Origin of the sequence: Ravibacter arvi (assembly GCF_039540405.1) — a bacterium.
GTDB classification, from domain to species: Bacteria; Bacteroidota; Bacteroidia; order Cytophagales; family Spirosomataceae; genus Ravibacter; species Ravibacter arvi.
Genome location: NZ_BAABEY010000002.1, coordinates 402,885 through 429,839, shown reverse-complemented (window position 1 = coordinate 429,839; position 26,955 = coordinate 402,885). Strand labels below are relative to the sequence as shown.

19 protein-coding genes are annotated in these 26,955 nt (G+C 52.0%); 18 read left to right on the top strand and 1 reads right to left on the bottom strand.

Annotation, left to right across the window (positions count from 1 at the left end; genetic code table 11):
• The first annotated feature begins 94 nt into the window (after window positions 1-94).
• From ABD852_RS03230 to ABD852_RS03155, 16 genes are all read left to right on the top strand, one after another.
• The gene (locus ABD852_RS03230) at window positions 95-253 is read left to right on the top strand and encodes a hypothetical protein (RefSeq protein WP_345026576.1); all 159 of its coding nucleotides are present in this window, start codon (window positions 95-97) and stop codon (window positions 251-253) included.
• 46 nt (window positions 254-299) lie between these two features.
• Window positions 300-446, top strand: a complete 147-nt coding sequence (locus tag ABD852_RS03225) for a hypothetical protein (protein ID WP_345026575.1) — start codon at window positions 300-302, stop codon at window positions 444-446.
• A 252-nt stretch (window positions 447-698) separates the two neighbouring features.
• Window positions 699-1,076, top strand: a complete 378-nt coding sequence (locus ABD852_RS03220; RefSeq protein WP_345026574.1) for a YybH family protein — start codon at window positions 699-701, stop codon at window positions 1,074-1,076.
• Between the two features lie 478 nt (window positions 1,077-1,554).
• A complete protein-coding gene (locus ABD852_RS03215) occupies window positions 1,555-4,629 on the top strand; it encodes a SusC/RagA family TonB-linked outer membrane protein (RefSeq protein ID WP_345026573.1) in 3,075 nt (1,024 codons plus the stop codon).
• Window positions 4,630-4,677: 48 nt separating this feature from the next.
• A complete protein-coding gene (locus ABD852_RS03210; protein ID WP_345026572.1) occupies window positions 4,678-6,189 on the top strand; it encodes a RagB/SusD family nutrient uptake outer membrane protein in 1,512 nt (503 codons plus the stop codon).
• A gap of 141 nt (window positions 6,190-6,330) precedes the next feature.
• Entirely contained in the window at window positions 6,331-7,224 is an 894-nt protein-coding gene (locus ABD852_RS03205) for a sugar phosphate isomerase/epimerase family protein (protein ID WP_345026571.1), read from the top strand.
• A gap of 281 nt (window positions 7,225-7,505) precedes the next feature.
• Window positions 7,506-9,209: a T9SS type A sorting domain-containing protein gene (locus ABD852_RS03200; protein ID WP_345026570.1), complete on the top strand. Its 1,704-nt coding sequence runs from the start codon at window positions 7,506-7,508 to the stop codon at window positions 9,207-9,209.
• A gap of 277 nt (window positions 9,210-9,486) precedes the next feature.
• Window positions 9,487-10,191 carry a sigma-70 family RNA polymerase sigma factor gene (locus ABD852_RS03195; RefSeq protein ID WP_345026569.1) on the top strand — a complete coding sequence of 235 codons (705 nt, stop codon included), beginning with the start codon at window positions 9,487-9,489 and terminating at the stop codon, window positions 10,189-10,191.
• Window positions 10,192-10,203: 12 nt separating this feature from the next.
• Window positions 10,204-11,217 carry a FecR family protein gene (locus ABD852_RS03190; RefSeq protein WP_345026568.1) on the top strand — a complete coding sequence of 338 codons (1,014 nt, stop codon included), beginning with the start codon at window positions 10,204-10,206 and terminating at the stop codon, window positions 11,215-11,217.
• Between the two features lie 33 nt (window positions 11,218-11,250).
• Window positions 11,251-14,745: a SusC/RagA family TonB-linked outer membrane protein gene (locus ABD852_RS03185; RefSeq protein WP_345026567.1), complete on the top strand. Its 3,495-nt coding sequence runs from the start codon at window positions 11,251-11,253 to the stop codon at window positions 14,743-14,745.
• A gap of 92 nt (window positions 14,746-14,837) precedes the next feature.
• Window positions 14,838-15,497: a RagB/SusD family nutrient uptake outer membrane protein gene (locus tag ABD852_RS03180; protein WP_345026566.1), complete on the top strand. Its 660-nt coding sequence runs from the start codon at window positions 14,838-14,840 to the stop codon at window positions 15,495-15,497.
• Window positions 15,498-15,542: 45 nt separating this feature from the next.
• Window positions 15,543-16,442 carry a RagB/SusD family nutrient uptake outer membrane protein gene (locus tag ABD852_RS03175; protein ID WP_345026565.1) on the top strand — a complete coding sequence of 300 codons (900 nt, stop codon included), beginning with the start codon at window positions 15,543-15,545 and terminating at the stop codon, window positions 16,440-16,442.
• Between the two features lie 484 nt (window positions 16,443-16,926).
• Window positions 16,927-20,043, top strand: coding sequence for a SusC/RagA family TonB-linked outer membrane protein (locus ABD852_RS03170; RefSeq protein WP_345026564.1), 3,117 nt, complete (start codon window positions 16,927-16,929; stop codon window positions 20,041-20,043).
• A 13-nt stretch (window positions 20,044-20,056) separates the two neighbouring features.
• A complete protein-coding gene (locus tag ABD852_RS03165) occupies window positions 20,057-21,514 on the top strand; it encodes a RagB/SusD family nutrient uptake outer membrane protein (RefSeq protein WP_345026563.1) in 1,458 nt (485 codons plus the stop codon).
• Window positions 21,515-21,598: 84 nt separating this feature from the next.
• Window positions 21,599-23,038: a sulfatase family protein gene (locus tag ABD852_RS03160; RefSeq protein ID WP_345026562.1), complete on the top strand. Its 1,440-nt coding sequence runs from the start codon at window positions 21,599-21,601 to the stop codon at window positions 23,036-23,038.
• 17 nt (window positions 23,039-23,055) lie between these two features.
• Entirely contained in the window at window positions 23,056-24,897 is a 1,842-nt protein-coding gene (locus ABD852_RS03155) for a sulfatase-like hydrolase/transferase (RefSeq protein WP_345026561.1), read from the top strand.
• Window positions 24,898-24,941: 44 nt separating this feature from the next.
• Here ABD852_RS03155 and ABD852_RS03150 read toward each other — a convergent pair whose 3' ends face one another.
• Window positions 24,942-25,520, bottom strand: a complete 579-nt coding sequence (locus ABD852_RS03150) for an O-methyltransferase (RefSeq protein WP_345026560.1) — start codon at window positions 25,518-25,520, stop codon at window positions 24,942-24,944.
• Window positions 25,521-25,631: 111 nt separating this feature from the next.
• On the opposite strand from ABD852_RS03150, the gene ABD852_RS03145 reads away from it, so the two are divergent.
• Together ABD852_RS03145 and ABD852_RS03140 are read left to right on the top strand one after the other, a co-directional pair.
• On the top strand, window positions 25,632-26,423 hold the full coding sequence (locus ABD852_RS03145) for an AraC family transcriptional regulator (RefSeq protein ID WP_345026559.1): 792 nt from the start codon (window positions 25,632-25,634) through the stop codon (window positions 26,421-26,423).
• A 134-nt stretch (window positions 26,424-26,557) separates the two neighbouring features.
• Entirely contained in the window at window positions 26,558-26,953 is a 396-nt protein-coding gene (locus ABD852_RS03140) for a hypothetical protein (protein WP_345026558.1), read from the top strand.
• Window positions 26,954-26,955 lie beyond the last annotated feature (2 nt).

The following is a 26,955-nucleotide window of genomic DNA, read 5'->3' as shown; positions in this document are numbered from 1 at the left end:
CCTCTGAAAAGGATTGGGTACAGGGACCGGGAGATCCCTCCACTACGGTCGGGATGACCCTCCGGTTGGAGCGGCGCTAAACCTGTTGTTGCCAATGGTAGCGCATCTGCCGGACGGTCATCCTGAAGCGGAGCGCAGCGGAGTCGAAGGATCTCCTGTTGCTATAAAAAAGCCCTCTGAAAGGGATTGGGTGCTGGGAGCGGGAGATCCCTCCGCTGCGGTCGGGATGACCCTCCGGTTGGAGCGGCGCTAAACCTGTTGTTGTCAATGGTAGCGCATCTGCCGGATGGTCATCCTGAATGGAACGCAGTGGAACTGAAGGATCTCCTGTTGCTATAATAAAGTCCTCTGAAAGGGATTGGGTACTGGGAGCGGGAGATCCCTCCGCTGCGGTCGGGATGACCCTCCGGTTGGTGCGGCTCCAAACCTGTTGTTGTCAATGGTAGCAAAGCGCAGCGGAGTCGAAGGATCTCCTGTTGTCACTAAGAAGCCTGGCGGAATAGATTGAGTTGAGGGAGTGGGAGATTCCTCGGCTTCGCTCGGAATGACCATCCGGTACGAATGACCATCCGGCAGGAATAACCATCCGGCAGGAATGGCCTCAATCACTGGTCATTAACTCAGATAAATTACAATAAAATACTTCTGCCAGTGTTTTTATAGTGTAACTGATATTCACACCAACCAACAACAACGCTATGAATACTCAAATTCTGGATCTCGAAAAAAAGTACTGGGCAGCAATGGAAGCGCATGACTACGAAACTGTAAGAAGCCTGACCTATTTTCCATGTATTGTCGCCGGTAAAGAGGGGGTCAGACGGGTAAACGAACCCGACTTTAAGAAAATGTTTGAAAGCGGTGTCGGGCACCGGTTCAAAGTGAAGAGCATTTCCGGGGCGGAAAGCCAGGTGCTGAATGAAAATTCGGCTATCATAGCTTACCTGATTGACCTGGATTTTGAAGTAGATGGCAAAACTACCTCCGGAAAATGTGCATGTTCCTCAACCTGGGTCAGAACCGACCAGGGAAATTGGGTCTGCGCCCTGCATACCGAGTCGGACCTGAAATCGTAACAAACGTTTGCAATGGCCTGGGGCAGGGCAGAAGCACCTACCTTACTTTACGTATATAAATACCGTTTGGGAAGCTTTGAACGGAGCCTGTCGGGCCGGTCAAAGCTTTTTTTGTTTCCCTCTTTATCAGCGTAATTCAACGCGTTCTGTTCGGATCCTTACTTTGATAACCGATTTGAAAACCAGCTACTTAACTAGGCTGCTGTCCCCGCATATTGGGGGCAGCCAATGAATTGTCAGAAAAATAAAGGTAGAAATCCAGGCAGGCATTTTTTTAGAAGTATCAACACCTTATCCACATTTACTATTCATACATGCGCCAACCAACCCGATTTTCGAATTCCGAGTTCCTGTAAAAGAGAAAGCCGGCAGGCCCTTAAAAGGGAAACGATGCAGCAAAGTCCGATGATGCTGATCGGATCATGCAACCTGGGAAATCTTCAACTAAATGAATCCACCCTGACAAGTGGAACCTGACATGAAACTTCTAAAACACCTGTTCCAATCAATTTGCGCCGGCCTTTTTTGGGTAGGCAGCACCACAACAGTCCAGGCAGGAGCGGTACCGCCTGCCGACCGGACCATTACCGGTACCGTCACCTCCTTGTCACCGTCGGGTCAGCCCGAAGCGCTGCCGGGCGTCAATGTCACTTTAAAGGGTTCTGCCAGGGGAACGCTCAGCGATGCGGGCGGAAAGTACACCCTGGAAGTGCCTGACAACGGTGGTGTTCTGATTTTTTCCTTTGTTGGCTATGCCAGCCAGGAAATCGAGGTCGGAAGTGCGTCGATCGTCAACGCGGCAATGGTTCCTGACAATAAGTCGCTGGAAGAGGTAGTGGTGATCGGCTACGGAACAGCGCGGAAATCGGATCTGGCAGGGTCGGTTGCGAGCATCTCCGAAGCGGCCATCAAACAAATGCCAATTACCAGCATGGAACAGGCCATGCAGGGGCGCATGCCGGGTGTACAGGTACAGCAGTCGTCGGGGCAGCCGGGGGCCGGGATCAGCATACGCGTGCGTGGGGCATCGTCCATAGCCGGTGGGAATGAGCCGCTATACGTAATCGACGGCCTGCCGCAGTATAACGACGACCCCAAACTTGCCAATGGTCTGGCTACCATCAACCCCGCCGATATTGCGACCATAGAGGTGTTAAAGGACGCCGCGTCAACTGCCATATACGGGTCCAGGGGCTCGAATGGGGTAGTAATGATCACGAGCAAAACCGGGAGGGCTGGCAAGCCGGTTATCTCGTTTGAAAGTTCCGCAGGCGTTCAATCGATCCGGCAAAAATTGGATCTCATGAATGCAGCCGAGTACCTGGACTATACCAAAGCCTTTTACCGGAATTCCAATATGACCGTACCGGCGGAACTGGCAAATTTTAATGGCACCACCGATACAGACTGGCAGGGAGAGGTGCTCCGGGATGCCATTTTTACCAACAACAATCTCAGCGTTTCGGGCGGCAGCGACAGGACGAAATACTTTATTTCAGGCGGTTACCTGGATCAGCAGGGTATCATAACCAACACGGGTTATAAACGCGGCGCTTTGCGCCTGAACGTAGACAGCAAGGTTTCGGACCGTTTTTCCGTCCAGGGCAGAATGACAGCCTCCAGGGGCGCTCAGCGTGGATTTTCTCCGGGTTTGGGCGACAATGCCAGAAATTTCGGGAAATCGGGGATAGGCGGTACGCTTCAGTCGGTACCGGTTGCTCCTGTCTACAACGAGAATGGTACCTACAGCAACCCGGTCTTCTTCAGCTTTAACACGCCGGACAACGAAAACCCCGTGGCTTTTGCGAAGGAAGCCCTGGACAAGAGCACTACCACCCGTGTTCAGGGCGGTGTCGATTTCCGGGTTGAGCTCGTTAAAAACCTGACGAACAACACCCGTTTTTTCGGCGATTTTTATCATATCCGGAAAGACCTCTACTTTCCGCGGGTACTTTTAAGCGCGGGCAGCGGTATCGGATTCGCCCAATTAGGCAACTACGACAAGCTGAGTCTCCTGGCGGAAGACTACCTGGAATACAAGGTCGATCTATCCGAAAAAAGTTACTTGGATGTTGTCGCAGGCGTTTCACTGCAGAAGGATCGTACGAATTCAACAGACCTGGAAGCCTCCGGTTTTGGCTCTGATGTCCTGAAAAACTACAATTTTTCTTCGGCCGCCAGTATCAGCAAGCCGGTAACGGATATTGTGGAACAGGCCGTGGCGTCGGCTTTCGGCCGCCTGCGGCTTACCCTTCAGAACAAATACCTGTTTTCTGCCAGCCTGCGCCGCGACGGAGCTTCCGTATTTGCGCAGAACAACAAGTACGGGGTGTTCCCTTCCGTGTCAGGCGCCTGGAAACTCTCGGAAGAACCCTTTATGACCGGTTTGAAATGGATCTCCAACGCGAAAATCCGCGCCAGCTGGGGCAAAGCCGGGAATCCGGCCATCAGGCCCTACCAGTCTTTGCTGCTGGGCAGGATCGTGAACACCGGGCAGGGGGCGGGTGCCGGACTGGCGGTAGGCATCGCGCCCACCTTCCCTAATCCCGACCTGAAATGGGAAACCGGCGTTCAAACCGACATAGGTTTCGATGCGGATTTTTTCGGCAGCAGGATCCGTTTGGGGGTAGATTACTATATCAAAACAACCCGCGACCTGCTCACGCTGGTACAAGTGGCGCCGAGCGCCGGCATAGGAGCGGGTATTGCTTCTTCTCCCGGGCAGATTCTCCAGAATGCCGGCACGGTAAGAAACAAGGGGTGGGAGTTTTCGCTTGGCGCGACGCTGTTTGAAAATGAAAACTGGTCCATAGAGCTCGACGCCAATCTTTCAACCAACCAGAACAAAGTAATTGCCACCAAAGACGGGAAAGATGTACCGAATTACGTGGCCAATGATGCGTCGCGTTCCACCAGCATTATCAGGAAGGGCTACCCGCTCTCCGCCTTTTTCGGGCCCAGGTTTACCGGACTGAACGACGCCGGCGTTCCGCAATATGAAAACCTGAACGGCGACAAAAACGCGGCCGGCGAAGATATTATCAATTCGGCTGATAACCAGTTTTTAGGCAGCCCATATCCGAAAGTCTTCTATGGCCTGGCGCCCAGGATCAAGTTCAGAAAGCTGAGCTTATCCATGCTTTGGGCGGGAGTAGAAGGCGCGATCATCAATAACGTAGGTCTGGGGTTCCTCACCAACCCGACTGCCATCAGTTCTTCCAACAAGTTGATGGCAGCGAAGACGTTTTACCCCGTTCCCAGCCAGGCAGCGGCCAACAAACACCTCGTCGGTTCTTCGAGGTTTATGGAAAGCGGCGATTTTTTCAGGATGCGCAACATCAGGCTGGGTTACGATTTCAGCTTTCCCGACAGCCGTTTTATCCGGGCGGTCAACCTCTACCTGAGCGGACAGAACCTCCTGACCTTCACCAAGTACAGCGGATTTGACCCGGAAGTGAACTCGCTGAGCGGAAACGATCGCCGGCAGGGGCTTGACTTTGCGGCCTACCCCTCGGCGAAAACCGTGACGTTAGGAGCGGGCATCACTTTTTAAACGTAACCGGGTTTTTTATGACAACTCCTGTCTAAAATGACAACTTATATGAAAAAGATTAGTAATCATTTCCTGAGATTTGGTTGGCTGCTGTCGCTTTTACTCGGAAGCTACGGCTGTGATAATTTGCTGGAGGAAAAACCAAAGGCTACTATTGTTTTGGCGGGACTAACGCCCGAAACGCTTGATCAGGCCATTATTGGTGCTTATGAGCCCCTTACTCGCTCGCGTGGGCGGCTCTGGGAATCCAGTTTTTCCCAGGCCCTGAATATGATGTCCGAATACTTCGACGGCGGAACACTTGGCGGCTTCGGGTATAGCAATTACCAGTATCTCAACCCGGCCGTTGTGACCAGTGCGCTTGACCCCGCCTGGACGACCCTTTACGAGGCAATCGGAAAGGCCAACACGATTATTGCCACCCTTGATGAAAACAAGACGCTTACCGAAGCGCAGAAAAATGTCGGCTACGCGGAAGCAAAGTTTATCAGGGCGCTGGGATACTACACGGCTGTGCGTGTATGGGGGAAGGTGCCGCTTCGGGTCCGTCCCATACAGTCGGCGGATGATGTACACCTTGCCGTTTCCGAAATCGCCGATATTTACAAGCAGATCGTAGAAGACCTGAAGGCTGCTGAGGTGGCGCTGCCGGACCGGGTGCCGTCGGCAAAAGCCGGGCGGGCTACTGCCGGAGCCGCCAAAACCGCACTGGCGGAAGTATACCTCACGCTTGGTGATTTCCAGAATGCGCGCGACAAAGCCAGGGAGGTGCTTGACAAAAAAGCGTTGTACGGTTATGAGCTGGAGCAGGACTTTGTTTCCATTTTCTCGCCGACGGCTGCTACCAACAAGGAAGATATTTTTTCGCTGAAATTCTCACAGATTATTGACCGGGGCACTTTTATCCCGACGCACTATGCCGACGCCAATGCCAAGGCCGCGGGTTTCGCGCTCCGGTCGCTACTGGCTGGCGGCGTTATGTCCTGGGCGCCGCTTATCCGGGATTGGGACCCGGCCGATTTGCGGTTCCAGTTTTCGGTATACGACAGCTACCTGCTGAACGGCGTCAGGACGCCCGTTGCGATTGCCTCGCAGCTTGCTTATTTTGACCGCCTGATGGGCAAATTCCGGGATCCGAACGCACCGATTGATACCGGCGGCGGCACCGATTTCTATTTGTGGCGGTTTGCTGATGTGCTGCTTATCTTTGCCGAAGCCGATAACCAGGTGAACGGTCCGACCACCGAAGCGCTGGAAGCCGTTAACCAGGTCAGGAGGCGTGGATACGGCCTGCCTGTGACAACGGCCAGCAAGACGGTAGACCTGCCGTCCACGCTTACGAAACAGGCTTTTGACGAAATGGTTTTTCGTGAAAGAGGCTATGAATTTGTAGGCGAATGCAAACGTTGGTTCGACATGGTCCGCACCAAACGGGTGGATGTCGTGCTGGAGGGCGTCAGAATGGCAAAGCCGGCCAATGCCGCCCGGAAAGCGACGCCGGTCTCTAATTTTTTCCCGATGCCGGATACCGAAAGACAGACCAACAACCTGATTGATTAGTGCCGAAGCCAGTGAAGCGTGGCCGGACCGGACACCCGCTCCGGCCACGTTTCCGGCTGCCGGCACATGGAAACTGCCCGGGCGAAGGCGTATCATCCGGCGACCTGGTCGTATATAGGGTATGATTTAACTATGCAACTTATGAACAGCAGCTACGTACGGATACTTGTCTTTCTTTTTCTCCTGGGGGGAGTTTCGGGCGCCTTCGGCCAGAAACGCGACGTATTCGCCAAAAGCAACCTGGCCGCCTGGTGTATCGTGCCCTTTGACGCGAAACAGCGCGGCCCGGAAGAACGCGCCCAAATGCTGGAGCGCATGGGCATATCCAAGCTGGCTTACGACTGGCGGGAGGAGCACATACCGACCTTTGACCGGGAGTTGCAGGCACTCAGGAAGCATCACATAAAGCTGGAGGCATTTTGGATGTCGTCGGACCGGGAACCGCAAAACAACCGGCACATTCAGACAATTTTTGACTTCCTGGAGCGCAACCGCGTAAAAACGCAGATCTGGCTGCTGATGGGGGAATGGGACGGTTTTTCGAACCTGAGCCAGGATGAAAAAGTCGCTGCCATGGCAGAACCGATCCGGTATATCGCCGAAAAAGCCGCGACATTGGGCTGTGAGGTAGCGCTTTATAACCACGGCGGGTGGTATGGCGAGCCCGAAAACCAGCTCTCGATTATTGAGAGACTGGGCCTCAAAAACGTAGGGATCGTCTACAATTTTCACCACGCGCGCCTTCATCATGAACGTTTCGCGACGTTTTTCCCAAAAATCCAGCCTCACTTGCTGGCGCTTAATATCGCCGGCCTGAAAAGAGGGGTAACCGATCGCTTTTTCAGGACCGGCCAGGGCGATGTCGAGAAAGATATGATCAACCAGGTCTGGAAAAGCGGCTACACCGGAACTATCGGCATTATCAACCACGATACCCGGGAAGATGCTGAAAAAGGGCTTCAAACGGAGATCGACGGCCTGATCCGGATCCTGGAAGAAATTGGTGACCGGAAGGCATTGAAAAGCTATAAGTAGAAGGCTTTCTCCGACGTTCATTTACCGTTTAATCAATAATTCGGGAATAACTAATTGTCGGTGTAAACCACATTTTAGAATCACTGTATCTTTACAAGATCCTCGAATTGTGATGGTTAGTTATTTACCCTTCCTTGATTTTAACTTGCACTATTAACTGTGAATATGTCCCACTCTGCTTTCAGCTTCCCTGGTTGGCCGGTTACCCGTCCAGGCCCTTGTCCTTCGTACCGGGTCAATTTCCTCTTCTAAACACAAATACGGGGTAGATCCCTACTGTTATGTATAAATTTTTTACAATCCTCCTTCTCCTGGCGGGATTCAGGGCCGTGCCGTCCTCCGCTCAGATCACAGTAACCTACCCGCTCGAAAACATAGTCATCCAGCGCGACGTACAAAATGAAGGTACCATCTATGTAACCGGTACCATTTCGGAATTGGCAGACCGCGTAGAGGTCCGTTTCCTAAACATTCCGGGAGAACCCGGCGAAGGAAGTGAAAACTGGTCGGTTTTGGACAACCAGGTGCAAGGCGGATCCTTTTGGGGATTGGTCAAAAAGAAGGGGGGAAGGTACCGGCTGGAGGTAAGGGCGGTAAAAAACGGGCAGGTGTTAGGTAATGTGGCCCGGGTCGAACGTGTAGGAGTTGGTGAGGTATTTCTGATTGTAGGACATTCCAATGCACAGGGCGTCTCGGACGGTTTACCTGCAACAAGCAGCCTCGTGATTTCTATGGACCCCAATACCTCGCCGGAAAACAAGACAAAGTATACGCAAACTGCCGATCCGCAGTGGTTGCCAAAAGAGTTTACGCCCATGGCGCAGGACCATGGGATGTCGCCTTTTACCGGTAACCCCTGGTTCTGGGGACAATTCGGCGATTCTGTGGTGAAAAAGACAAATGTTCCGGTCTTGTTGTATTCGGCGGCTTTCGGAGGAAGCAATATGAAACAGACTGCCATGTCGGCTTTCGGAGAGTATTTCGAGCACGGTTTCATCCGGGCTGATCTCCGCATGCCTTACATCAATATTGAAAATACCCTTTTTGAACTGGTGCCTAAAACCGGGCTCAGAGCGGTTCTTTCTGCCCACGGCGTAAATGATGCCGGAAGTACCGAAGAAGAGTTTTACCAGGACCATAAACGTGTGATCGAATTCAGCCGCGTTAATGAAAAGCACAAAAACCTGACCTGGGTGGTAGCCAACTCCTGTTACCGGAACGGCGTAATCGACTATATTAACGATGCCCAGGAGCGGGTTATGGCTTTACCCAACGTTTTCAGGGGAGCCAACCTGAACAGCATAGGCCCCGAAGGTCGTAGCGACAACCTGCATTTCAACGATTATGGACAGCAAATGGCGGCTAAATTATGGAGCCGGATGGTAGCGGCGCCCGCATTCCTTCAAAACTCGATTCCCCTCATGCCCGATATCCAGGCCGAGCCCCATGGGAGTCTTCCTGTTAAGCTGCTGGATTTCACAGCAAGAATGACATCGGAAGGCAAGGCACAGCTTGATTGGTCGACGGCGGAAGAACAGAATAATCTCAGGTTTGAAATTGAAATGAGCAGGGACGGAAGAGTTTTTTCAGGGATCGGGAGTGTTGCCGGCAAGACCAGCTCCACCGAGCTGACGCGATACCACTTTGATTTCCGCGGGCCGTTTTATGCCCGCATACTGTATTTCCGGTTAAAACAGGTTGATCTCGACGGTGGCCATGAATTCTCTCCTATAGTTTCACTTGAAACGTTTGAGCACAGTGCCGGCGTTTTCTTCCCCAATCCGGGTAGCGGTGTATTTTCTTATCGCGCTTCGAACGGAAAACCCGCGAAGGCTATCAGGGTTTACGATGCCGGCGGAACACTTGTCGCGCAGGTGTTCAATACCGCCGTTGTTGATTTAACCGCGCTTTCACCGGCACTGTATACGGCTATTGTGGAAGAAAGCAACGGATTGGTGATTGTGAGGAAAATAGTGAAAAGGTAGCTCCCCCCTCCGGGGTCATTCCGACCGAAGCGGAGGAATCTCCCGTTCCCTGTACCTGTTCCCTTGAACAGACATTCTCATTGGGAACGCGAGATTCCTCGGCTTCACTACGTTCCGCTGGGAATGACGAACCGGCCGTACCTAAAACCCGACACGTGTCGAAAACGAAAATAAATTATAGAAAAAAGAAAACTCCCGTAAGTGGAAATTCCGCTATTTCCCTCTTATAGGTAAAACGACAGAATCGGTAAACAGACAGCCAGGAATACCGCAAGCAATGGAGGAACGGATGCCACACCAGGGAAAAGAAGCCGGATTGCCCGCGGCGCCCGGTTCCGGCCTGACGGAAGACGGCAGCACCCGGTTGGATAGCGATGAATTGTTTCTTTGCAAAGCGCTGGAGGAAAACCCGGTAAAAGGTGTTGAGTTGATTTACCGCAAATACTACAAGCCTTTATGCAGTCATGTAGTAAAATACGTTGGTTCCAAAGCCATTGCTGAAGACCTGGTCTCAGAAGTATTCTATGATTTTTACAGGACCAGGGCCTTTGCCGGTATCCGGAGCTCCTATCGCCTCTACCTGTTCCGTTCGGTAAGGAACCGGGCCTGGGAGTTCCTGAAATGCGAATTGAAGCAATCGGAATTCTTTTCCGAAAGAATGGATATGGTTTCTTCCGGTCTTCAAAACCCGGAAGATATCACGCAATTTGAAGAAATGTACCAGGATGTGCAGCACGCCGTAAGTACGTTGCCTGTAGAAAGACGCCGGATTTACCTCATGAACCGTTTCGACGGCAAACCCTACCGTGAAATTGCCGACGAACTCAACCTTTCGCTCAAGACGGTTGAAGTCCAGCTTTATCGCGCCAACAAGCATGTCCGAGGACTACTTAGGGCGAAGTGGTTGCTTTCCCTCACAATGTCACTGCTCAAAATGTATGGGGGGAACGAACTGGCGACTGTTATCCCGCTTCTCAACTGAAACGATACTGCCATGCACCAGATTGTTACCAGAGAACTGATTTTCAGTTACTTTATGGGGAATGCCTCAGCCATACAGCGTCAGACCATTGCACAATGGGCGAGAGAAAAATCCAATGAGGAACAGTTCTACCGATGGCTGGAGGAATTTGAAACCCTGCACCCTGAATATGACGCAGACCTGGAAAACGGAGTCCGGAAGTATTACGCTTTTTTGTCGGAGGCAGTTAAAGGCTCAGTTGCCGATCGTGTGGCGGCTGAAAGGGCCCCGGATCTGGTACCGGAACGAATTCGCTGGCTCAGATGGGGCGCAGCTGCAGGAATTGCGCTCCTGTTGGGATTAACCGTATTTCCCGACGGCGAGGGATGGCGCTATAAAACCTATCGCACGCGGGTAGGAGAACGAAAGGACTTTATACTTCCTGACGGAAGCTCGGTGTCGCTTCGTTCAAACTCGCAACTGAAAATTTCAAGTTGGAGCTTCGGATCTGAAAGCCGCGACGTATATCTCTCAGGGGAAGCATCCTTCCAGGTGACCCATGCCCCCGATAACAAGCGGTTTGTGGTCAAAACCCTGAAACATTTTGAAGTGGAGGTGCTGGGCACGGAATTTAACGTGGTTGCCCGCGAGACCGGATCCAGGGTGATTCTCAGAAAAGGGAGGGTACAGATCAATTTTCACATGAGCAAGACGCCACACGCGCTGGACCTGAAGCCGGGAGACGTTTTTATGCTGGACAGCAGGAATAAAACGTCTTTGAAAACCACGACTGTGCCGGAAATGCGGGAAGCATGGCAGGGACATTTGTACGTTTTTGATAAGACTTCACTTACAGAAATTATGAGCCGGCTAAGGGAGGATCATGGCATAGAGGCAGAGTTCGCGGACGCCGGACTGGCGGATCATACCGTGTCGGGAAAATTTACGGCGGAAAATATCGACGAACTTTTTGAGCTGATTCAAGACATTTTGGACATTCAAATCACCCGACATGGCGACAGGGTGACCATTTCAAAGCCGCATTAAACCTACCCCTTTACCTAACCCAATCTGTTCTGTATGAGACAACTATTTTACACAAGTTGCCTGCTTGTGCTGCCCGTATGGCTGCTTGCAGGCATTACAACGGGCTATTGTCAGCAGGCGATCGTACTGGCGCAACAAAAGGCGCCCGTTGCCGCGCAGCATTCTGAAAAAGGGATGGTGTTGCTGAGAGATGCATTGAAACTGTTCGAAAACCATTTCGGCGTAGACATTGTATTCGGTGACCGGATTGTACAGGAGTTCTCAGTCCCTTCGGATCAATTGCTTTTGAAGGGGATGCCGGAAGAAAATCTCCATCGGATCCTGGAATCTACCGGTTTGAAATACAAAAAGATAGGTGGCAGTACCTATGCCATCCTGGCCGGGAGCAGCAGGAGAAGACAGGCGCGGGAAAGGGTTAAAGCAGTTCAGGATCCTGCTTCTCCGGAACCTGAGCGGGGAATATCCGCTCCATCGGCAAAAAACGTTACGCCGCCTCTCGCCGAAAGAAAAATCAGCGGGCGGGTTACGGATGAAAAAAATGAAGCAATGCCGGGAGTCAGTATACTGGTGAAAGGGACGCAACGGGGAATGATTACGGATACGGAAGGACGGTTCGCAATTGAAGTGCCGGACGGGGATGCCACCCTGGTTTTTTCATTCGTAGGCTATCTCAGCCAGGAAATACCGGCGGGAAACAGGAGCGCAATCGATGTAACCATGCAAGTTGATGAAAAAGGCCTGGAAGAGCTGATCGTAATGGGGTACGGTACCCAAAGGAAGATGAATCTTACCGGGGCTGTCTCTACGATTGATTCCAAGGTCATAGAAAACAGGCCGGTCAGCAACCTCGCGACGGCCATGCAGGGAATGGCCTCCGGGCTGATCGTAACCAGGACTTCGGGCCAGCCGGGGAGCGAGGGCATTACGATGCAGATCAGAGGGGCCAGCTCCGCCAACGGAAACGTAAACCCGCTGGTGATGCTCGACGGCATTGCGGTACCTATAGCTACCCTGGAAAGCATGAACCCGAATGATGTCGAAAGCATCAGCGTGCTGAAGGATGCCGCCGCTGCCGCCATATATGGTGCGCAGGCTTCGGGCGGTGTTATCCTGATTACTACCAAGAGGGGAAAAGGCGGGAAGGCTGTATTTGACTATTCGCTGCTGGCAGGAACCAGCTGGATGCTGGATGTTCCCCAAAGAAATGACCTTCTGGATGAAGCACAGTACGCCAATCTCAGTGCAAGGAACGCCGGGCTGTCCCCTCCCTGGTCGGATGCGCAGATGGAAATGATCAGGCAGGGAATACAATATTATGTCAACCCGGCGGATACGAGCAGATACATTTACCTGAACAACAGTAGTTTTGTTGACCAGACGATCCGAAAGCATACACCCCGCTCCCAACATAATATTTCAGTACGCGGGGGCACCGATAAGCTCAATTACCTTGTCTCACTTGGGCTTATGAACCAGCAGGGAGCGTATACGCTGGGCCCCGACAGGCTGGTCAGGTACAACGGGAGGCTCAACCTGGGTGCACAGCTCACCAGGCATGTTTCGATCGATGCCCGGATCGGCTATGCGCAGCAGGACCAGGAAGCGCCTTCCCGAAATGCCTCCACGATTATGGGGCAGACCCTCCGGTACCGCGGCCAGTGGCCGATTTTGACACCGGAAGGCAGGCTGAGCGGAGAGGGCGGAGGGTCCGCCAATATGGGATATGCCTACCTGAAGGAAGGCGGGTTCGACAATTCGGACAAGAGCGATCTGAACGGTGTATTTACCCTCAAAATTGAGAACCTGGTCAAGGGGCTGCAGTTGCGGGCAATTTATGGCGGCCAGTACAACCGGGTCGACCGGCAGTTGTTCAACCGGAAGGTCACCACCTGGCAGCGCTTTGCTCCGATCTACTACCTGAACGACCCGAATTCATACGAGGTGACCCGCGGCCTGGTGAAAACGAATAACGTCCAGTACCTGGCAGATTATGGTTTTAACCTGGCCGAGAAAAACAGGTTCCACCTGATGGCCGGCTACCAGTTCGAGGAATACCGGAGCTCGTCGGTAACAACGATCTCCAGGAACCTGGCTAGCAACGATCTGCCGGCTTTGGGACTTGGCGATGACGCAACAAAAGCAAACAGTCAGTCCACAAATACCTACGCCAGCCAGTCCTATTTCGGTCGTCTGAATTTCAGTCATGCCGACCGGTACCTTTTTGAGGCAACCCTGCGATACGACGAAAGTTCCCGCCTCGCCCGGGGAAAACGGGTAAAGGCATTCCCGTCAGTTTCGGCAGGATGGAATCTCAACCAGGAAGCGTGGTTTCCGTCCGGCAACGTGGTTTCCGCAGCCAAGATCCGGGCCTCCTGGGGCCAACTCGGCAGCTCGCTCTCCAGTATTATCGGGAGCTACGATTACCTCAATATGCTGACCCGGAACAACAACATGGTGATCGGCGGTATCCGGGGAATGTATTTTTACCAGAATGTGGTACCCTCCTCGAATCTTGCCTGGGAGACGATTGAGACTTCCAACGGGGGTATCGACCTGGGGTTCTTCACAAACAAGCTGAATATTTCCTTTGACTACTACCTGAAGTACAACCGGAATATGCTGGTTCCCCAACAACTACCGGCGGTGTTCGGTGTTGCGACCCCGAAAGTGAACGGCGGCGAGCTGAAAACATGGGGGTGGGAGCTGGACATTACCCACCGGAACAGGATTGGCAGGGGGCTGAGCTACAACCTGGGGGTCAACCTTTCGGACAACAATAACAAGCTTGTCAAATACGCCGGTCAGCGTGTTGTCAGCGCGGGGTTGGTAAACATCCTGGAAGGTTATCCGCTCAGATCGATTTGGGGGTACCAGACCGCCGGTTATTTCCAGGAGCAGCGTGAAATCGCCGACTGGGCGTTCCAGGATCAGTTGACAGGGGTGGGAGATACCAGGTACATAGATCGTAACCAGGACAAACGCATCAATATAGGCGGCGGCACCCCCGACGATCCGGGCGACCTGGTATACCTCGGAATGGACCAGCCACGGTATACTTTCGGAATCACCGGCGGACTCTCGTGGAAAGGAATAGATTTTTCGTTCCTGTTCCAGGGGGTGGGGTCGAGGACTTTCTTTCCCAACGACGGTTTTATCAATCCGCAGGATGCCGCCTGGAACCAACCGATGGCCTACCAGATGGATTACTGGACACCAGACAACCGGAATGCCACATTTCCCCGTCCCTATCTTGGTGGCAGCCACAACTACCGACGGGCCGACAAATGGCTCGTAAACGGAAGATACATCCGCCTGAAAAATATTCAGATAGGGTATAGCCTGCCGGAAGCGTGGACCAGGAAGCTGAACATTTCCAGGGTACGCGTATTCGGGTCGGGACAGGATCTGTTTACATGGAGCGGTCTGGGCATCTACAAGGGAACGTTCAGCCCGGAGTTTACCAACAATACGAGTTTCCAGTATCCCATGTATGCCAACGCCTCCGTGGGGCTGAATGTGTCATTTTGATCGACCGGGGACGGATACATGCCCCAATAAATCACCAGTGAACAGGCGGTCCGGCTATACCCCGCTGCTCACCACTCAAAACTTTTATACAGATGAAAAAGCTTGGATATATTCTCTTTTTATTGTCATGGTCTGCCTGCGATGTGGAACGGCTGCCGGAAGATGCGTTGAGCGACGCCTCCTTCTGGAAGAGCGAAAATGACCTGAAAGCAGCGGCAAATTATCTTTACACATTTTTGCCGGTCCACGGAGGTGATCAGTATGACAACTGGTCGGACGACGGCTTTGCGGTGCTCGCCAACGAGATCAGCTCAGGAACCCGTCAGATCCCGGCTACCTCAGCCCATTTCTCGACGCCGTACCAGTTGATACGGGCAGCCAATAATATTATTAAAAAATCGGTAACTGCCCTCGAGTCAGGCGTGCCGGCCGCAACGGTGGACATATATGTAGGGGAGGCGCGTTTTTTCAGGGCTTGGGGGCACTTTCAACTGGTCCAGAAGTTTGGCGATGCACCATTGATCCTGGATATTCTGACGGAAAGCTCACCTGAACTCTGGGCAGCAAGGACGCCCCGTGCCCAGGTGATTGACGCTATTTACGAGGATCTTGATTTTGCAGCGGAAAAAACACCCACTCATGCGGCCAGGGCGGTGGCCAATTACGGCAGGATTACCAAAACCGCTGCCCAGGCTTTCAAAGCGCGTGTTGCTCTGTTTGAAGGAACGTTTTCTAAATATCACGGCAAATGAGACTCGCAGAAACACCTCGCCCTCGCCGTAGAAGCTGCCGGGAAGGTGATTGAAAGCAGGCAGCACGGCCTGATCGCCAGCTACTTTGATATGTTCCAGTATGCCGGGGAAGGGTTTGGCAACAAGGAGAATATCCTGGTACGTCAGTATGGAAATTCCATTACGGACAATGCCATCAGCCATAACACCGGAACGATCATTAATGGCGCAACCAATATGACAAAAGCTTTGGTAGATGCCTATCTGATGAAGGACGGGCTGCCAATTACCAAATCGCCCCTGTACCGGGAACCGGCCGGCTTTATGGATTATTTCAAAGATCGCGACCCGAGGCTTTCGATGACGATTATGAAGGAAGGAGATCCTTACAGCCAGACCGGCGCCTTTACTTATCCGCAGCTCATTTTCCACACCACAGGCTTTTGCTACCGCAAGTTCGTGGTGCCTTCGGATCTCGCGCAGAGCAATACTTCTTTCCTTGACCTGCCGGTTATCCGCTATGCGGAGGTCCTGGTTACCTACGCCGAGGCGAAGTATGAACTCAACGGAAATATTTTGGACGAGGACCTGAACTATTCCATTAACCTTGTAAGGGCCCGTGCAGGTATACCCCCGCTGACCAATGCGTTTGTAACGGTCAACGGCCTGGATATGAAGGAAGAAATACGTCGCGAGCGCAGAGTGGAATTTTCCATGGAAGGGCTCCGTTACTGGGACATCGTCAGGTGGAAGATTGCCGAACAGGTATTGCCGCAGGATGTGCGCGGTACCTATTTTTTTCCGGGGTACTTCGGAAATGTAAATCCGGCGGTAGTAGACGGTTTTGTTGTGGTGCAGAAAAAAGAATTTCGTTTCTTTGATCCGCAGAAGGACTATCTGTGGCCGCTGCCCCTCTCGGAGCTGGTCATCAACAAGGGCCTGACCCAGAATCCGGGCTGGAAATAACTAGCTGCACCCCCGGGGGAATACCATCCAATACCCCGGGGATTGATCGATTTCGGCGTCGGTAGCATCGGTTTTTAGGTACAATGCCCTAAAATTCTATAAAATCCATAGGATTAATATTTTTAAAAGCGTACTTGCACCTCGAAATGTATGTAACACCATATCGCTGTTTATGAACCTGTTGCGCGTTGCCGGCTTTTCTGCCTTTACACCGTCTTTGACCGGCGCCGGCGGTCCTGTTAAAATCACCTGTTCTCCGCAGGTGTGTTGTGGCTGACCGGTAGCGCAATCCGCTCCCCGGGTTACCTGCAATCGTTTGCTCTGCCCCCTGAAATTTAATCGAACCGGTGTCGCTGTAATAACCTGGCGCCAAAGGCGCAGGATAGCCGGTATGATTTTGATTTATAACTCTATTAAAAATATATATTAAGTATAGTAATTAATTTTCTTCTCCGGAAACCATCCAGAAATCAATCTCTTTAAGATGAAACGCTTTTTTACGCTTCCCAACCGCCGTTTCCCGCTACCGCTTTTGTGGGTGTTTTTATTCCTGGCCAGGCAAGCCGCTGCGCAATCCGTGGTGGTAAAAGGCACTGTCCGATCGGCCGCGGATCAGTCCGCAGCCCCCGGCATTAACGTCATTCTGAAAAATAGCACGGTGGGCACTACCACCAATGCTGAAGGACACTATGAAATACAGGTTCCGGGCGACGGCATCCTGGTATTTTCAGGCATCGGCTATCAGTCCCGGGCACTGGAGGTTGGCAACCGGACCCACCTCGATACCGACCTTGAACCGGACATCCGGCAGCTGAGCGAAATTGTGGTGGTCGGCTACGGAACGCAGAAGAAAAGCGACGTTACCGGCGCCGTCGGGTCTGTAAAATTGGACCGTGAAATTAACAGCCGGCCGCTTGTGGAGCTGGGTCAGGCGCTCTACGGCAAAGTACCCGGCGTGCAGGTATTATCGGGCAATGGCCGTCCAGGTACTTCGTCGACGATTCAGATCAGGGGTATCAACTCCATATCGGCAGGCAGCTCCCCGCTGATTGTAATTGACGGCATGCCGATCCCCGGCTATGACCTGAACTTGCTGAGCCCGGGTGATGTCGAATCCATAGAAATCCTGAAAGATGCTTCTTCGGCGGCTATTTACGGTTCGCGCGGCGCCAATGGTGTGATCCTGATCACGACCAGGAGCGGGAAAGAGGGAAAAACGAAGTTCAATGTCCATTATGCCTATACCTCTCAGCGCCCCATCGACCGGATAAAGGTGATGAATTCGCGGGAGTATGCACAGGCGTCTATAGACGCCGCTCAGAACGGTTGGATAGAGAGTGGGGGCGACCCGAATGCCCCCAACACGATCGAGGCCAGAAAACAGTACAAATATACCTGGCCGACCGCCTTCGACAACCCGGAAACCCTGGAAAACACCGATTGGCAGGATTTGATTTTCAGAACTGCGCCGATGCATAAAGTCGAGCTGAACGGGAGCGGCGGCAATAGCAAGACCAATTTTATCGTATCTGCCGGCTATGTCAGGCAGCAGGGAATTGTCATTACCTCGGACTACCGTAAATACACTTTCAGCCTCAAGGCAAACTCCCGGATCAAAAGCTGGCTGAATATTGGCGGAGCGCTAAATATGAGTTACGATCACGAAAACGAGCCCTATAACAGAACCGTTGAATGGGCTGTCCAGTACCCGACCATTTACCCGGTTTACGGAAACAACGGGTTGCTCGGCGCCCCGGCGAATACACCCGGTTTTGAAAAATATGATGCGATCTTGTTCCGGCCCAAAAACGGGCACCCGCTTTACCAGATTACGGACGATATACAGCACCAGCAATTCAATAGCCTCGGGAACTTCTTCGTCGGCCTGGATCTGCTGCCGGGGCTGCGTTTTAAGTCATCCTTCAATTTCTATGTCAACCGGGCTGACAATACCAATTACCAGGCGGTGAATCACAACCTCGGCCCCAGTTATTACACGGAAGGGATTATGACCGTCAACCAGGGCAGAACGCTGAACTATACTTCGCAAAACCTGCTTACCTACGACAAGTCTTTCGGTGAGCATTCTTTTTCGGTGCTGGGCGGGATGGAGTATAACAGCAACGATTACTACTACACCAACCAGGAGCGCAGGGGGTATGACAACGACCTGGTCAAGGCTTTGAGCGCCGGGAAGACAGTTTTTCAGTCAGAAGACAATAAAACCCGAAGCGTTCTGATTTCCTACTTTTCCAAATTGAATTACAGCCTTAAAGGGAAGTACCTGTTGTCTGCCAGTATCAGGCGGGACGGGTCGTCCCGGTTCGGTCCCAATAACAAATGGGGCTTGTTTCCTTCAGTCTCGGGGGGCTGGATTGCATCGGAAGAAAATTTTCTCAAAAATGTGGGTTTCCTCAACAATTTTAAGGTCCGGGCAAGCTACGGCCTCACCGGCAACGACCGTTTCGCCGACTATAAATGGATTGGTTCCATGGCCCAGGGTCGTGTCGCCTTCGGCAATACGCTCAACACCACCTATTACCCGGGCAGCATCACCAACCCCGACCTGGAATGGGAGCGCACGCGGCAATTGAATGCCGGCGTTGATATCGGCTTGTTTAACAACCGCGTCTCTTTTGAAGCCGACTATTACCTCTCAAAGTCCGACGGTTTGTTGCTCGATGTGCCGGTGCCGGTTGTCTCCGGGTTCAACAGCGTTTTTAAGAATATCGGAAAACTGCAGAACCGCGGCTTCGAGCTCAACCTGGCGACGCATAACCTGACGGGAGCGCTTACCTGGAGCTCGCAAATCAATTTCTCTCAAAACAGGAACAAAGTGCTTGCCCTGGGGAAAGACAACGCCCCCATGATCTACCAGCCGGGCTTCGGTATGGAATCCATCAACCAGGTCGGACAGCCGATTTTTAGTTTCTACGGCTACCGATATGACGGCGTCTATATGAACCAGGCTGAAGTGGACGCAGACCCTTCGCGGTATGCTTCCGCGAAGCCGGGTGACGGCCGCTACGTGGATATCAACGGCGACGGGAAGCTCAACGCGGCCGATCGTACCATTATCGGTAACTACACACCGGACTTCATATGGGGAGTGACCAACAACTTTACCTATAAGGGGTTTGACCTCAATATCCTGGTGCAGGGAGTTCAGGGCAGCGATGTCTACGACAACAACATCCACCGCTCCATGTTGTACCACGAAGGCCGCAATTATTATAAGGAAATGACCAATCGCTGGCGTTCAGAGGCAGAACCGGGTGATGGCTACCATTATAAATTAACGGTCGACCTCGACGGCTACGAAAAGACGGCTTCCAGCTACTGGATCGTAGACGGCTCTTACCTGCGCGTAAAAAGCCTGACATTGGGTTACACGGTGCCGCCGGCCATTCTTTCCAGGCTCAAACTGGAATCGCTCCGGTTCTATGTGAATGCGCAAAACCCATTTACGTACAAAAAAGCGCCGGTCTTTGACCCTGAGAATTTCAATGGCAGCGCAACCAACGTTGCCGCCAGAGGGGTAACCCACTCCCCGTATCCTTCGGCAAAATCTTACACCATCGGCCTCAATATCGGCTTCTAACCATCCCGGAAAAATGAATACTTTAAAAACATACCTCACTTATTTCTTCGCCGTGCTGGCGATAACTTCCTGCGATGTATCCCAACTGGACCGGTTCCCGGAAACCAGGCTTACCGAAGGCAATTTTTATACTACAGAGGCGCAGATGCTTCAGGCGGTCAACGATGTCTACCGGGAGCTCAATCTCACCTATGCTGCCGGCGGACTCGCTGATTTGTTCGGTGAATTGTATTCGGACAACACCTATATCGAATTTTCGGGAGGGGCTACTACTTTCGAAGACGACATCAAGGCATTTCGCATCCAGCCCAATAACGGCCTGATTCAGACCGCCTGGAACAATGCCTATAGCGCAATTTATATTTGCAACAATGTTATAGGCCAGCTCGATAAAACGGCCATTCAGTTCAGTGATCCAGCCCTGAAAGAGCGGCTTCGGGCAGAAGCGGTTTTCGTGCGTTCCCTTTTGCTTTTCAACATGGTGAGGGTTTGGGGCGACATCCCGCTCCCGCTGAAAGTGGTAACTCCTGACGAAAGTTACACTTACCTGCGCGAGAAGAAAGAAGTCGTCTACCAACAGATCATAACCGATCTCGCCTTCTGCAAATCGGTACTTCCCGAAACCTATACCGGCGCCAATACCGGCCGTGCTACGCGTTATGCCGCTGCGGCTGTTCTGGCAAAAGTACATCTGACCCACGGTAACCCGGCCGGCGCTGCGGAAGAGCTGAAATCGATCATTGACAGTAAAATTTACTCGCTCGATGCCAACCGCGACGGGGTAATCAACAGCGACGATTATGCCTTTGCCTTTCTGCCGGCTACCAAAAACTCGAAAGAATCCGTACTGGAACTACAATATCTGGCCGGACAGAATGCGGTCAACAGCAATCACCAGCAAACCTATACCCCTTATCACTGGGCGTTTCATTTGCCGGGAAGTACGGAAACTTTCCGCGGGGCGGGAATGAACACACCTACCAAAGACCTGCTGAATGAATTTGAGAAAGCGGATACCGTCCGCAGGAACATTTCGGTATACCCGGGCTATGTCAATCTCGAAACCGGTGCTTTTATCGACTACCCGTTCACACAAAAATTCTATGACCCGAACTGGCGGTACCCGGGCCAGAATTTTGAGCTGATCCGGTATGCAGACATCCTTTTGATGTATTCGGAAGTCACCGGGGATCCAGGGTACCTCAACCAGGTACGCCGCCGGGTGGGCCTCCCGGAATTCGGGAGCACCGGTTATCCCGCAGCGTACAAAACCCTGGCTCAGGCCCTTGAGCACGAGCGGCGGGTAGAACTGTGCTTCGAGTTCCATCGCTTTTTTGACCTCGTCAGAACAGGCCGGGCCGTTGAGGTGCTGAGGTCGAAAGGCTATAACATTACCGAAAGCAAACTCTTGTTCCCGATTCCCCAGAGCGCTATTGATGTGAATCCGGGCCTGACACAAAATACGTATTAACAGGGTATCATTGTGTAATTTATGGTCAAAGCATTGTATTCCGGGCTTGAAATTGTTTACTTTTCAATTGCCAAACCGAGACTTATGAAGCGCTTCACGCTGCCTTTGATAATCCTCCTGTCTTTTCTTTCGGGAGGCCCTTCCATCGCCGGGCAATCGCCCAATATTATCTTTATCATCGGCGATGATATCAGCTGGGACGACATTGGTGCGTATGGCAATAAAAAAGTAAAGACACCTCACCTCGATAAAATGGCAAGGGAAGGAATGCTGTTTCGCAACGTATTTCTGACTGCGAGCTCATGCAGTCCGAGCCGTACCAGTATTCTTACCGGCAGGTATCCGCACAATACCGGCGCCGCAGAATTGCACACGCCTCTCCCGGCGCATTTGAGCTATTTCCCTGAGTCGTTAAGGCAGAGGGGGTATTTCACCGCACTCGCCGGGAAATGGCACGAAGGAGCGTTCACCAAAAGAGCTTATGATACGCTATTGGTCGACAGGCAGCTTAACGGCGATGGGGGAGAGGGCCAGTGGCTCAATCTTCTCAATTCGCGCCCCGCCGGAAAACCCTTCTTTTTCTGGCTGGCGCCGTTCGACGCGCACCGGCCCTGGTCATCCGGAACGCCTGCTGTGCACAATCCGGATTCGGAAGTAGAGGTACCGCCAAACCTGGCAGATTCCGAAGAAACGAGGAAGGATCTCGCAAAATATTACGATGAAATTTCACGTCTGGACGGTCATATTGGAGCGCTCATCGGGGAATTGGAACGACAGAAGATTGCCGACAATACCCTGATCATATTTACTTCCGACAACGGAAGGGCGTTTCCCGGCAGCAAAACCAGGCTGTACGATGCCGGTCTAAAAACTCCCTTTATTGTCCGATGGCCCGCCGGGATAACCTCGGGGCAGAGCTGCGGCAGCCTGGTAAGCAGCATTGACATTGCACCGACGCTGCTGGAACTAGCGGGTGCTGTCATTCCGGCTTCTGTCCAGGGCAAAAGCTTTGCAGGACTGTTTGCCGATCCGGCACAAGCGTTTCGGAAGTTTGTATTTGCCGAGCACAATTGGCACGATTATGCTGCTTACGAGCGATCGGTTCGTTCTGTTAGTTTTCTTTACATTGTTAACAAACGGACGGGTCTTGACAACGGCGGGCCTATTGATGCCAACCAAAGTCCGTCGGCGGCTTCTTTGAAAGCCGCCAGGCCTGCGCTCACACGCCTTCAAAACGATGTATTTCTGAAGCCCCGGCCTGCAGAAGAGCTGTTCGATAACCGGCAGGATCCGGCCCAATCGGTCAACCAGGCCGGAAACAGGAAATACGCCGGTACTTTGGACGAACTGCGGACTGTACTCCGTCAATGGCAGTTGGAAACCGGCGACACCGAGCCGGAGCACCTCACCCCGGACTGGTATGACCGGGAAAATGGCCAGGCGCTGCCTGCGAAAGGAAAGCGTGGCGAAATGCCCGGCTCAGCAAAAAAAGCCGATCTTATCAATGAAAAAGGCCCCTTTTAATCTTCAATTCCAGGATCATGTTTTTCAGACTCTTTTTACTTTTTTCTGTCGGTATCGGCCCGGTATTAGCCAGGCCGGCCGACCGCCCCAATATTCTCTGGATTGTCAGCGAAGACAACAGCCCGTTTCTCGGGTGCTACGGCGATACATTTGCAACCACGCCCCACCTGGACCAATTCGCAGGAGAAGGGATTCTGTTTAAAAATGCCTTTGCAACGGCGCCTGTTTGTGCGCCCTCCCGTAACACGCTTATTACCGGCATGTACCCGCCCACGCTTGGTACCGAGCACATGCGGAGTGAATACCCGGTACCTTCGTATGTCCGGTTTTTCCCGCACTACCTGCGGGAGGCCGGTTATTATACGACCAATAACTCGAAAAAAGACTACAATACCATTGATCAACCCGAAGCGTGGGACGAGTCGAGCCCGAAGGCTACTTACCGGAACCGGCGGCCCGGTCAGCCTTTTTTCGCAGTCTTTAACCTGAATGTCTCGCACGAAAGCTCCATCCATAAACTCGTTCCGGAAAATGAATTAAAGCACGATCCAGGGAAAGTCAACCTGCCGCCCTATCATCCTGACACGCCGGAAATGAGGCGGGATTGGGCGCAATATTATGACAAGGTGGAAGAAATGGACCGCCAGGCCGGAGAGCTGCTGGCACAGCTGGAAAAGGAAGGCCTCGCGGAAAATACCATTGTTTTTTACTACGCAGATAACGGCGGCATTCTGGCCAGGAGCAAGCGATTTGTATATGAATCCGGGCTGCGCGTTCCGCTGATCGTGCGCTTCCCCGAAAAATATGCTTTTTTGGCGCCGGCAAAAGGAGGTACTGTCACGGACCGCCTGGTTACATTCCTGGATTTTGCTCCTACGATTCTGAGCCTCACCGGCATCAAAATCCCGCCTTATATGCAGGGCAAAGCTTTCCTTGGTGAGCAGCGGACGGAGGAACCTGCGTATGCCTACGGCTTCCGGGGCAGGATGGACGAGCGCATCGATCTTTCGAGAACGGTTCGCGACAAAAAATTCCGTTATATCCGCAATTACATTCCGCACCGGGTGTATGCCCAGCCGCTCGAATACCTCTGGAAGGCGCAATCGGTTCCTTCCTGGGAAGCGGCGTACAAGGCCGGGCGGCTTAATGAAATTCAACGGAAATTCTGGGAAGAAAAGCCCGCTGAAGAGCTCTTCGATATTGAAAATGACCCGCACAACGTCCATAACCTGGCCGGCGATCCGAAATATAGAAACACGCTTGAAAGATTCAGGAAAGCCAATCGCGACTGGATGCTTGCTTCAAAGGACGTAGGGTTCATACCGGAGGCCAGGCTCAGTGAAATTTCGAAATCGGGCAGCCTGGCCGATTATGCAAAGAGCGGCGCATACAACCTGGAAAAAGTGCTGGAAGCGGCGGAGATAGCGTCGTCGCGAAACCCGGAAAAATTGACGGAAATCATTAGAAAACTTACTGATCCTGATCCTGTAGTACGTTATTGGGCGGTTATCGGGACTATTGTCCTGAAGGCAGACGCTGCCCCGGCAAAGGGAAAGCTGGATCGCCTCCTGGATGACCCTGAGATAAGCGTGCGTATTGCCGCTTCCGAAGCCTTGCTGAACCTCGGGGAAACCGGCAAGCCGGTAGCGGTACTCAGCGAAGCGCTGAAGAGCGATAACCGCATGGCACGTGTGCAGGCGTTGAATGTGCTGGAGCTTGCCGGAGCACATGCGGCGCCTGCGCTGGAAAATGCAGGGGCACTCCTGAAAGGGAACCCGAAAGACAGTGACTACGACGTAAGAGCGGCGAAACGATTGCTTCAGACTGCGGAGAGCCGCAGGCCGGCACTTGAAAAATAACCCGGCGGCTGCGGCCTTTGCTCGCGTATATTGATAAGAATGTTTTATCGCTTCGCGGCGATCAGGATGCCCGTGGCCCAATTCAGTTTGGTGACCAGCAGATCCGACCTGTTTTCGAGGTATTCAACGAGGTTTGCTGCTTTCTCCTGGTGGCCTTCGGGCCAGTTGGGCTGCGGGAGCATATCGTCGATGATATAAAGACCGCCTTTTTTTAACAGGGCCAGCGTTTCCTCTAGCAACAGGTATTTCCCGTGCCAGGTATCGGCAAATATGTAATCAAATTTCTGGCTGCGGTTGTTCATAATCCACGCTTCACCATCCATGTGAACAAGGTCGAGGCGATTGTCTGCTCCCAGATATTTTCCGGCGATGGCCAAAAGGGATTCATCATGGTCCAGTGAGATGAGGGTGGAATGGCTGTCCATACCGTCGAGAATCCATGCGGTGGAGAGGCCTGTCCCAGTTCCCAGCTCCAGGAAGTACCCGGAAGGTTTGGATCCTGCCAGGGTTCTGAGTAAAGAACAGGTAAGCATATCGGACGGCATCGTAAACCCCGTTTCCTTCGTGATTTTATCTATTTCGAGGTAGTTTGCGGGCAACGGCTGGTTGATTTCTTCTGTCATATCGATAAATGATTTTTGAGTTGTAGTTCGAACGAATGCTTTTGGGCAAAGGTAAGATGTGTTAAATTGACGGAATTTGTCAAACCGGACAATTATTTGTTTGTATCAGCCATGAAAGCCAGACTTGTTGAATGTGCGTCGCTCGTAAATCAAAGCCTTACCCCGTATGTGATTTTTCACGAGCAGTTGGGGGGCTTTCATTCAGACCTGCATCAACACGAACAGGGACAGTTTATTTTTGCTGAACAGGGATGCATTCATTTGCATGGTCAGGGCAAACGGATGTTGGTACCGAGGGGTTATGGAGTATGGATTCCGGGCGGTATTGATCACGAAATCTGGTCCACCAGTCAATACTTGCAAATGAGATCTATCTGTTTTCCTGGTAATGACGAAAAAAGCCGGTTGGCTCCTTTTATCAAGGTTTTTCCTGTCAACGGACTACTGCGGGAAATGATACGATATACGGAACGATGGGCTGCATCCGAGAATCAGGACGACCGGACTGGCTCCTTTCTTATGGCGATACGGGATTTGCTTCCTGAAGAAATTGCAAAGTCCGGACTCGCCTTTCTTCCTTCGACAGCGAATACGAGACTACAACCCGTGCTTGAATATATCAATGAACATTTGCAGGAGAATATTGTTTTGAGGAATTTGGCGCAGGAATTCGGGATGTCAGAGAGGACGCTCAGCCGGCTTTTTGCTCTTGAATTGGATTTGTCGTTTTCAGGTTATTACAAAAGAGCCCGTACGATGAAAGCGCTCGAATTAATAGAGCAGGGATGTGACAGTGTTTCCCAACTGGCTTTCGAAGTGGGGTATCAAAGCGTCTCGACCTTTAGTAATAACTTCCTGGAGATATGCGGCAACAGGCCGTTGTATTTCATTCATAAAGATTAAACTCATGACATGCTGTGCGATGAAGCAATAAATCTGGTTCAACGTATTTTCGCCCATGTTGGAATGGAATCCCAAACAGATTCTCTACTTTTGTAAAGTTTACATGACATTAAGACTTCTAAACTTTACAATCTATGAACGGTACTTTTGGTGTTTTTGCCTATTCCCATAAGATGAAGATTGTGGGTACACTGCTGATCATCTGGGGGATATACGCTTTTATTTCTAAATATCGGCAGCACGATCTGCTCGACCTGAACCTGCTCTCCGGTCTTTCGTGCTGGGGATTGGTTTTTATTTTTTTCTCAAAGGAGAAAATAGACGATGAACGTATTCACCAGGTGAAGTTTCAGGCGCTGGCGTGGGCTGTGCCGGCAGGGTTAGTTATTACGCATTTGATTAATTATTTCTTTCTGAGCCAGGAGCCTGCTTCGGGGAAACTGACCGGGTCTATTTCCGCTTATCAGTCGCTGGTTATTATTTTGCTGCTTGCATTTGGCCTGTTCCACTATCTCAAGTATAAAAACTAAAG

Coding starts and splice junctions, on each gene's coding strand:
- ABD852_RS03215 (WP_345026573.1), top strand. CDS start 1,555: ATGAAACTTCTAAAACACCTGTTCCAATCAATTTGCGCCGGCCTTTTT.
- ABD852_RS03220 (WP_345026574.1), top strand. CDS start 699: ATGAATACTCAAATTCTGGATCTCGAAAAAAAGTACTGGGCAGCAATG.
- ABD852_RS03190 (WP_345026568.1), top strand. CDS start 10,204: ATGCACCAGATTGTTACCAGAGAACTGATTTTCAGTTACTTTATGGGG.
- ABD852_RS03160 (WP_345026562.1), top strand. CDS start 21,599: ATGAAGCGCTTCACGCTGCCTTTGATAATCCTCCTGTCTTTTCTTTCG.
- ABD852_RS03180 (WP_345026566.1), top strand. CDS start 14,838: ATGAAAAAGCTTGGATATATTCTCTTTTTATTGTCATGGTCTGCCTGC.
- ABD852_RS03230 (WP_345026576.1), top strand. CDS start 95: ATGGTAGCGCATCTGCCGGACGGTCATCCTGAAGCGGAGCGCAGCGGA.
- ABD852_RS03185 (WP_345026567.1), top strand. CDS start 11,251: ATGAGACAACTATTTTACACAAGTTGCCTGCTTGTGCTGCCCGTATGG.
- ABD852_RS03145 (WP_345026559.1), top strand. CDS start 25,632: ATGAAAGCCAGACTTGTTGAATGTGCGTCGCTCGTAAATCAAAGCCTT.
- ABD852_RS03140 (WP_345026558.1), top strand. CDS start 26,558: ATGAACGGTACTTTTGGTGTTTTTGCCTATTCCCATAAGATGAAGATT.
- ABD852_RS03165 (WP_345026563.1), top strand. CDS start 20,057: ATGAATACTTTAAAAACATACCTCACTTATTTCTTCGCCGTGCTGGCG.
- ABD852_RS03170 (WP_345026564.1), top strand. CDS start 16,927: ATGAAACGCTTTTTTACGCTTCCCAACCGCCGTTTCCCGCTACCGCTT.
- ABD852_RS03200 (WP_345026570.1), top strand. CDS start 7,506: ATGTATAAATTTTTTACAATCCTCCTTCTCCTGGCGGGATTCAGGGCC.
- ABD852_RS03150 (WP_345026560.1), bottom strand. CDS start 25,520: ATGACAGAAGAAATCAACCAGCCGTTGCCCGCAAACTACCTCGAAATA.
- ABD852_RS03225 (WP_345026575.1), top strand. CDS start 300: ATGGAACGCAGTGGAACTGAAGGATCTCCTGTTGCTATAATAAAGTCC.
- ABD852_RS03195 (WP_345026569.1), top strand. CDS start 9,487: ATGGAGGAACGGATGCCACACCAGGGAAAAGAAGCCGGATTGCCCGCG.
- ABD852_RS03155 (WP_345026561.1), top strand. CDS start 23,056: ATGTTTTTCAGACTCTTTTTACTTTTTTCTGTCGGTATCGGCCCGGTA.
- ABD852_RS03210 (WP_345026572.1), top strand. CDS start 4,678: ATGAAAAAGATTAGTAATCATTTCCTGAGATTTGGTTGGCTGCTGTCG.
- ABD852_RS03205 (WP_345026571.1), top strand. CDS start 6,331: ATGAACAGCAGCTACGTACGGATACTTGTCTTTCTTTTTCTCCTGGGG.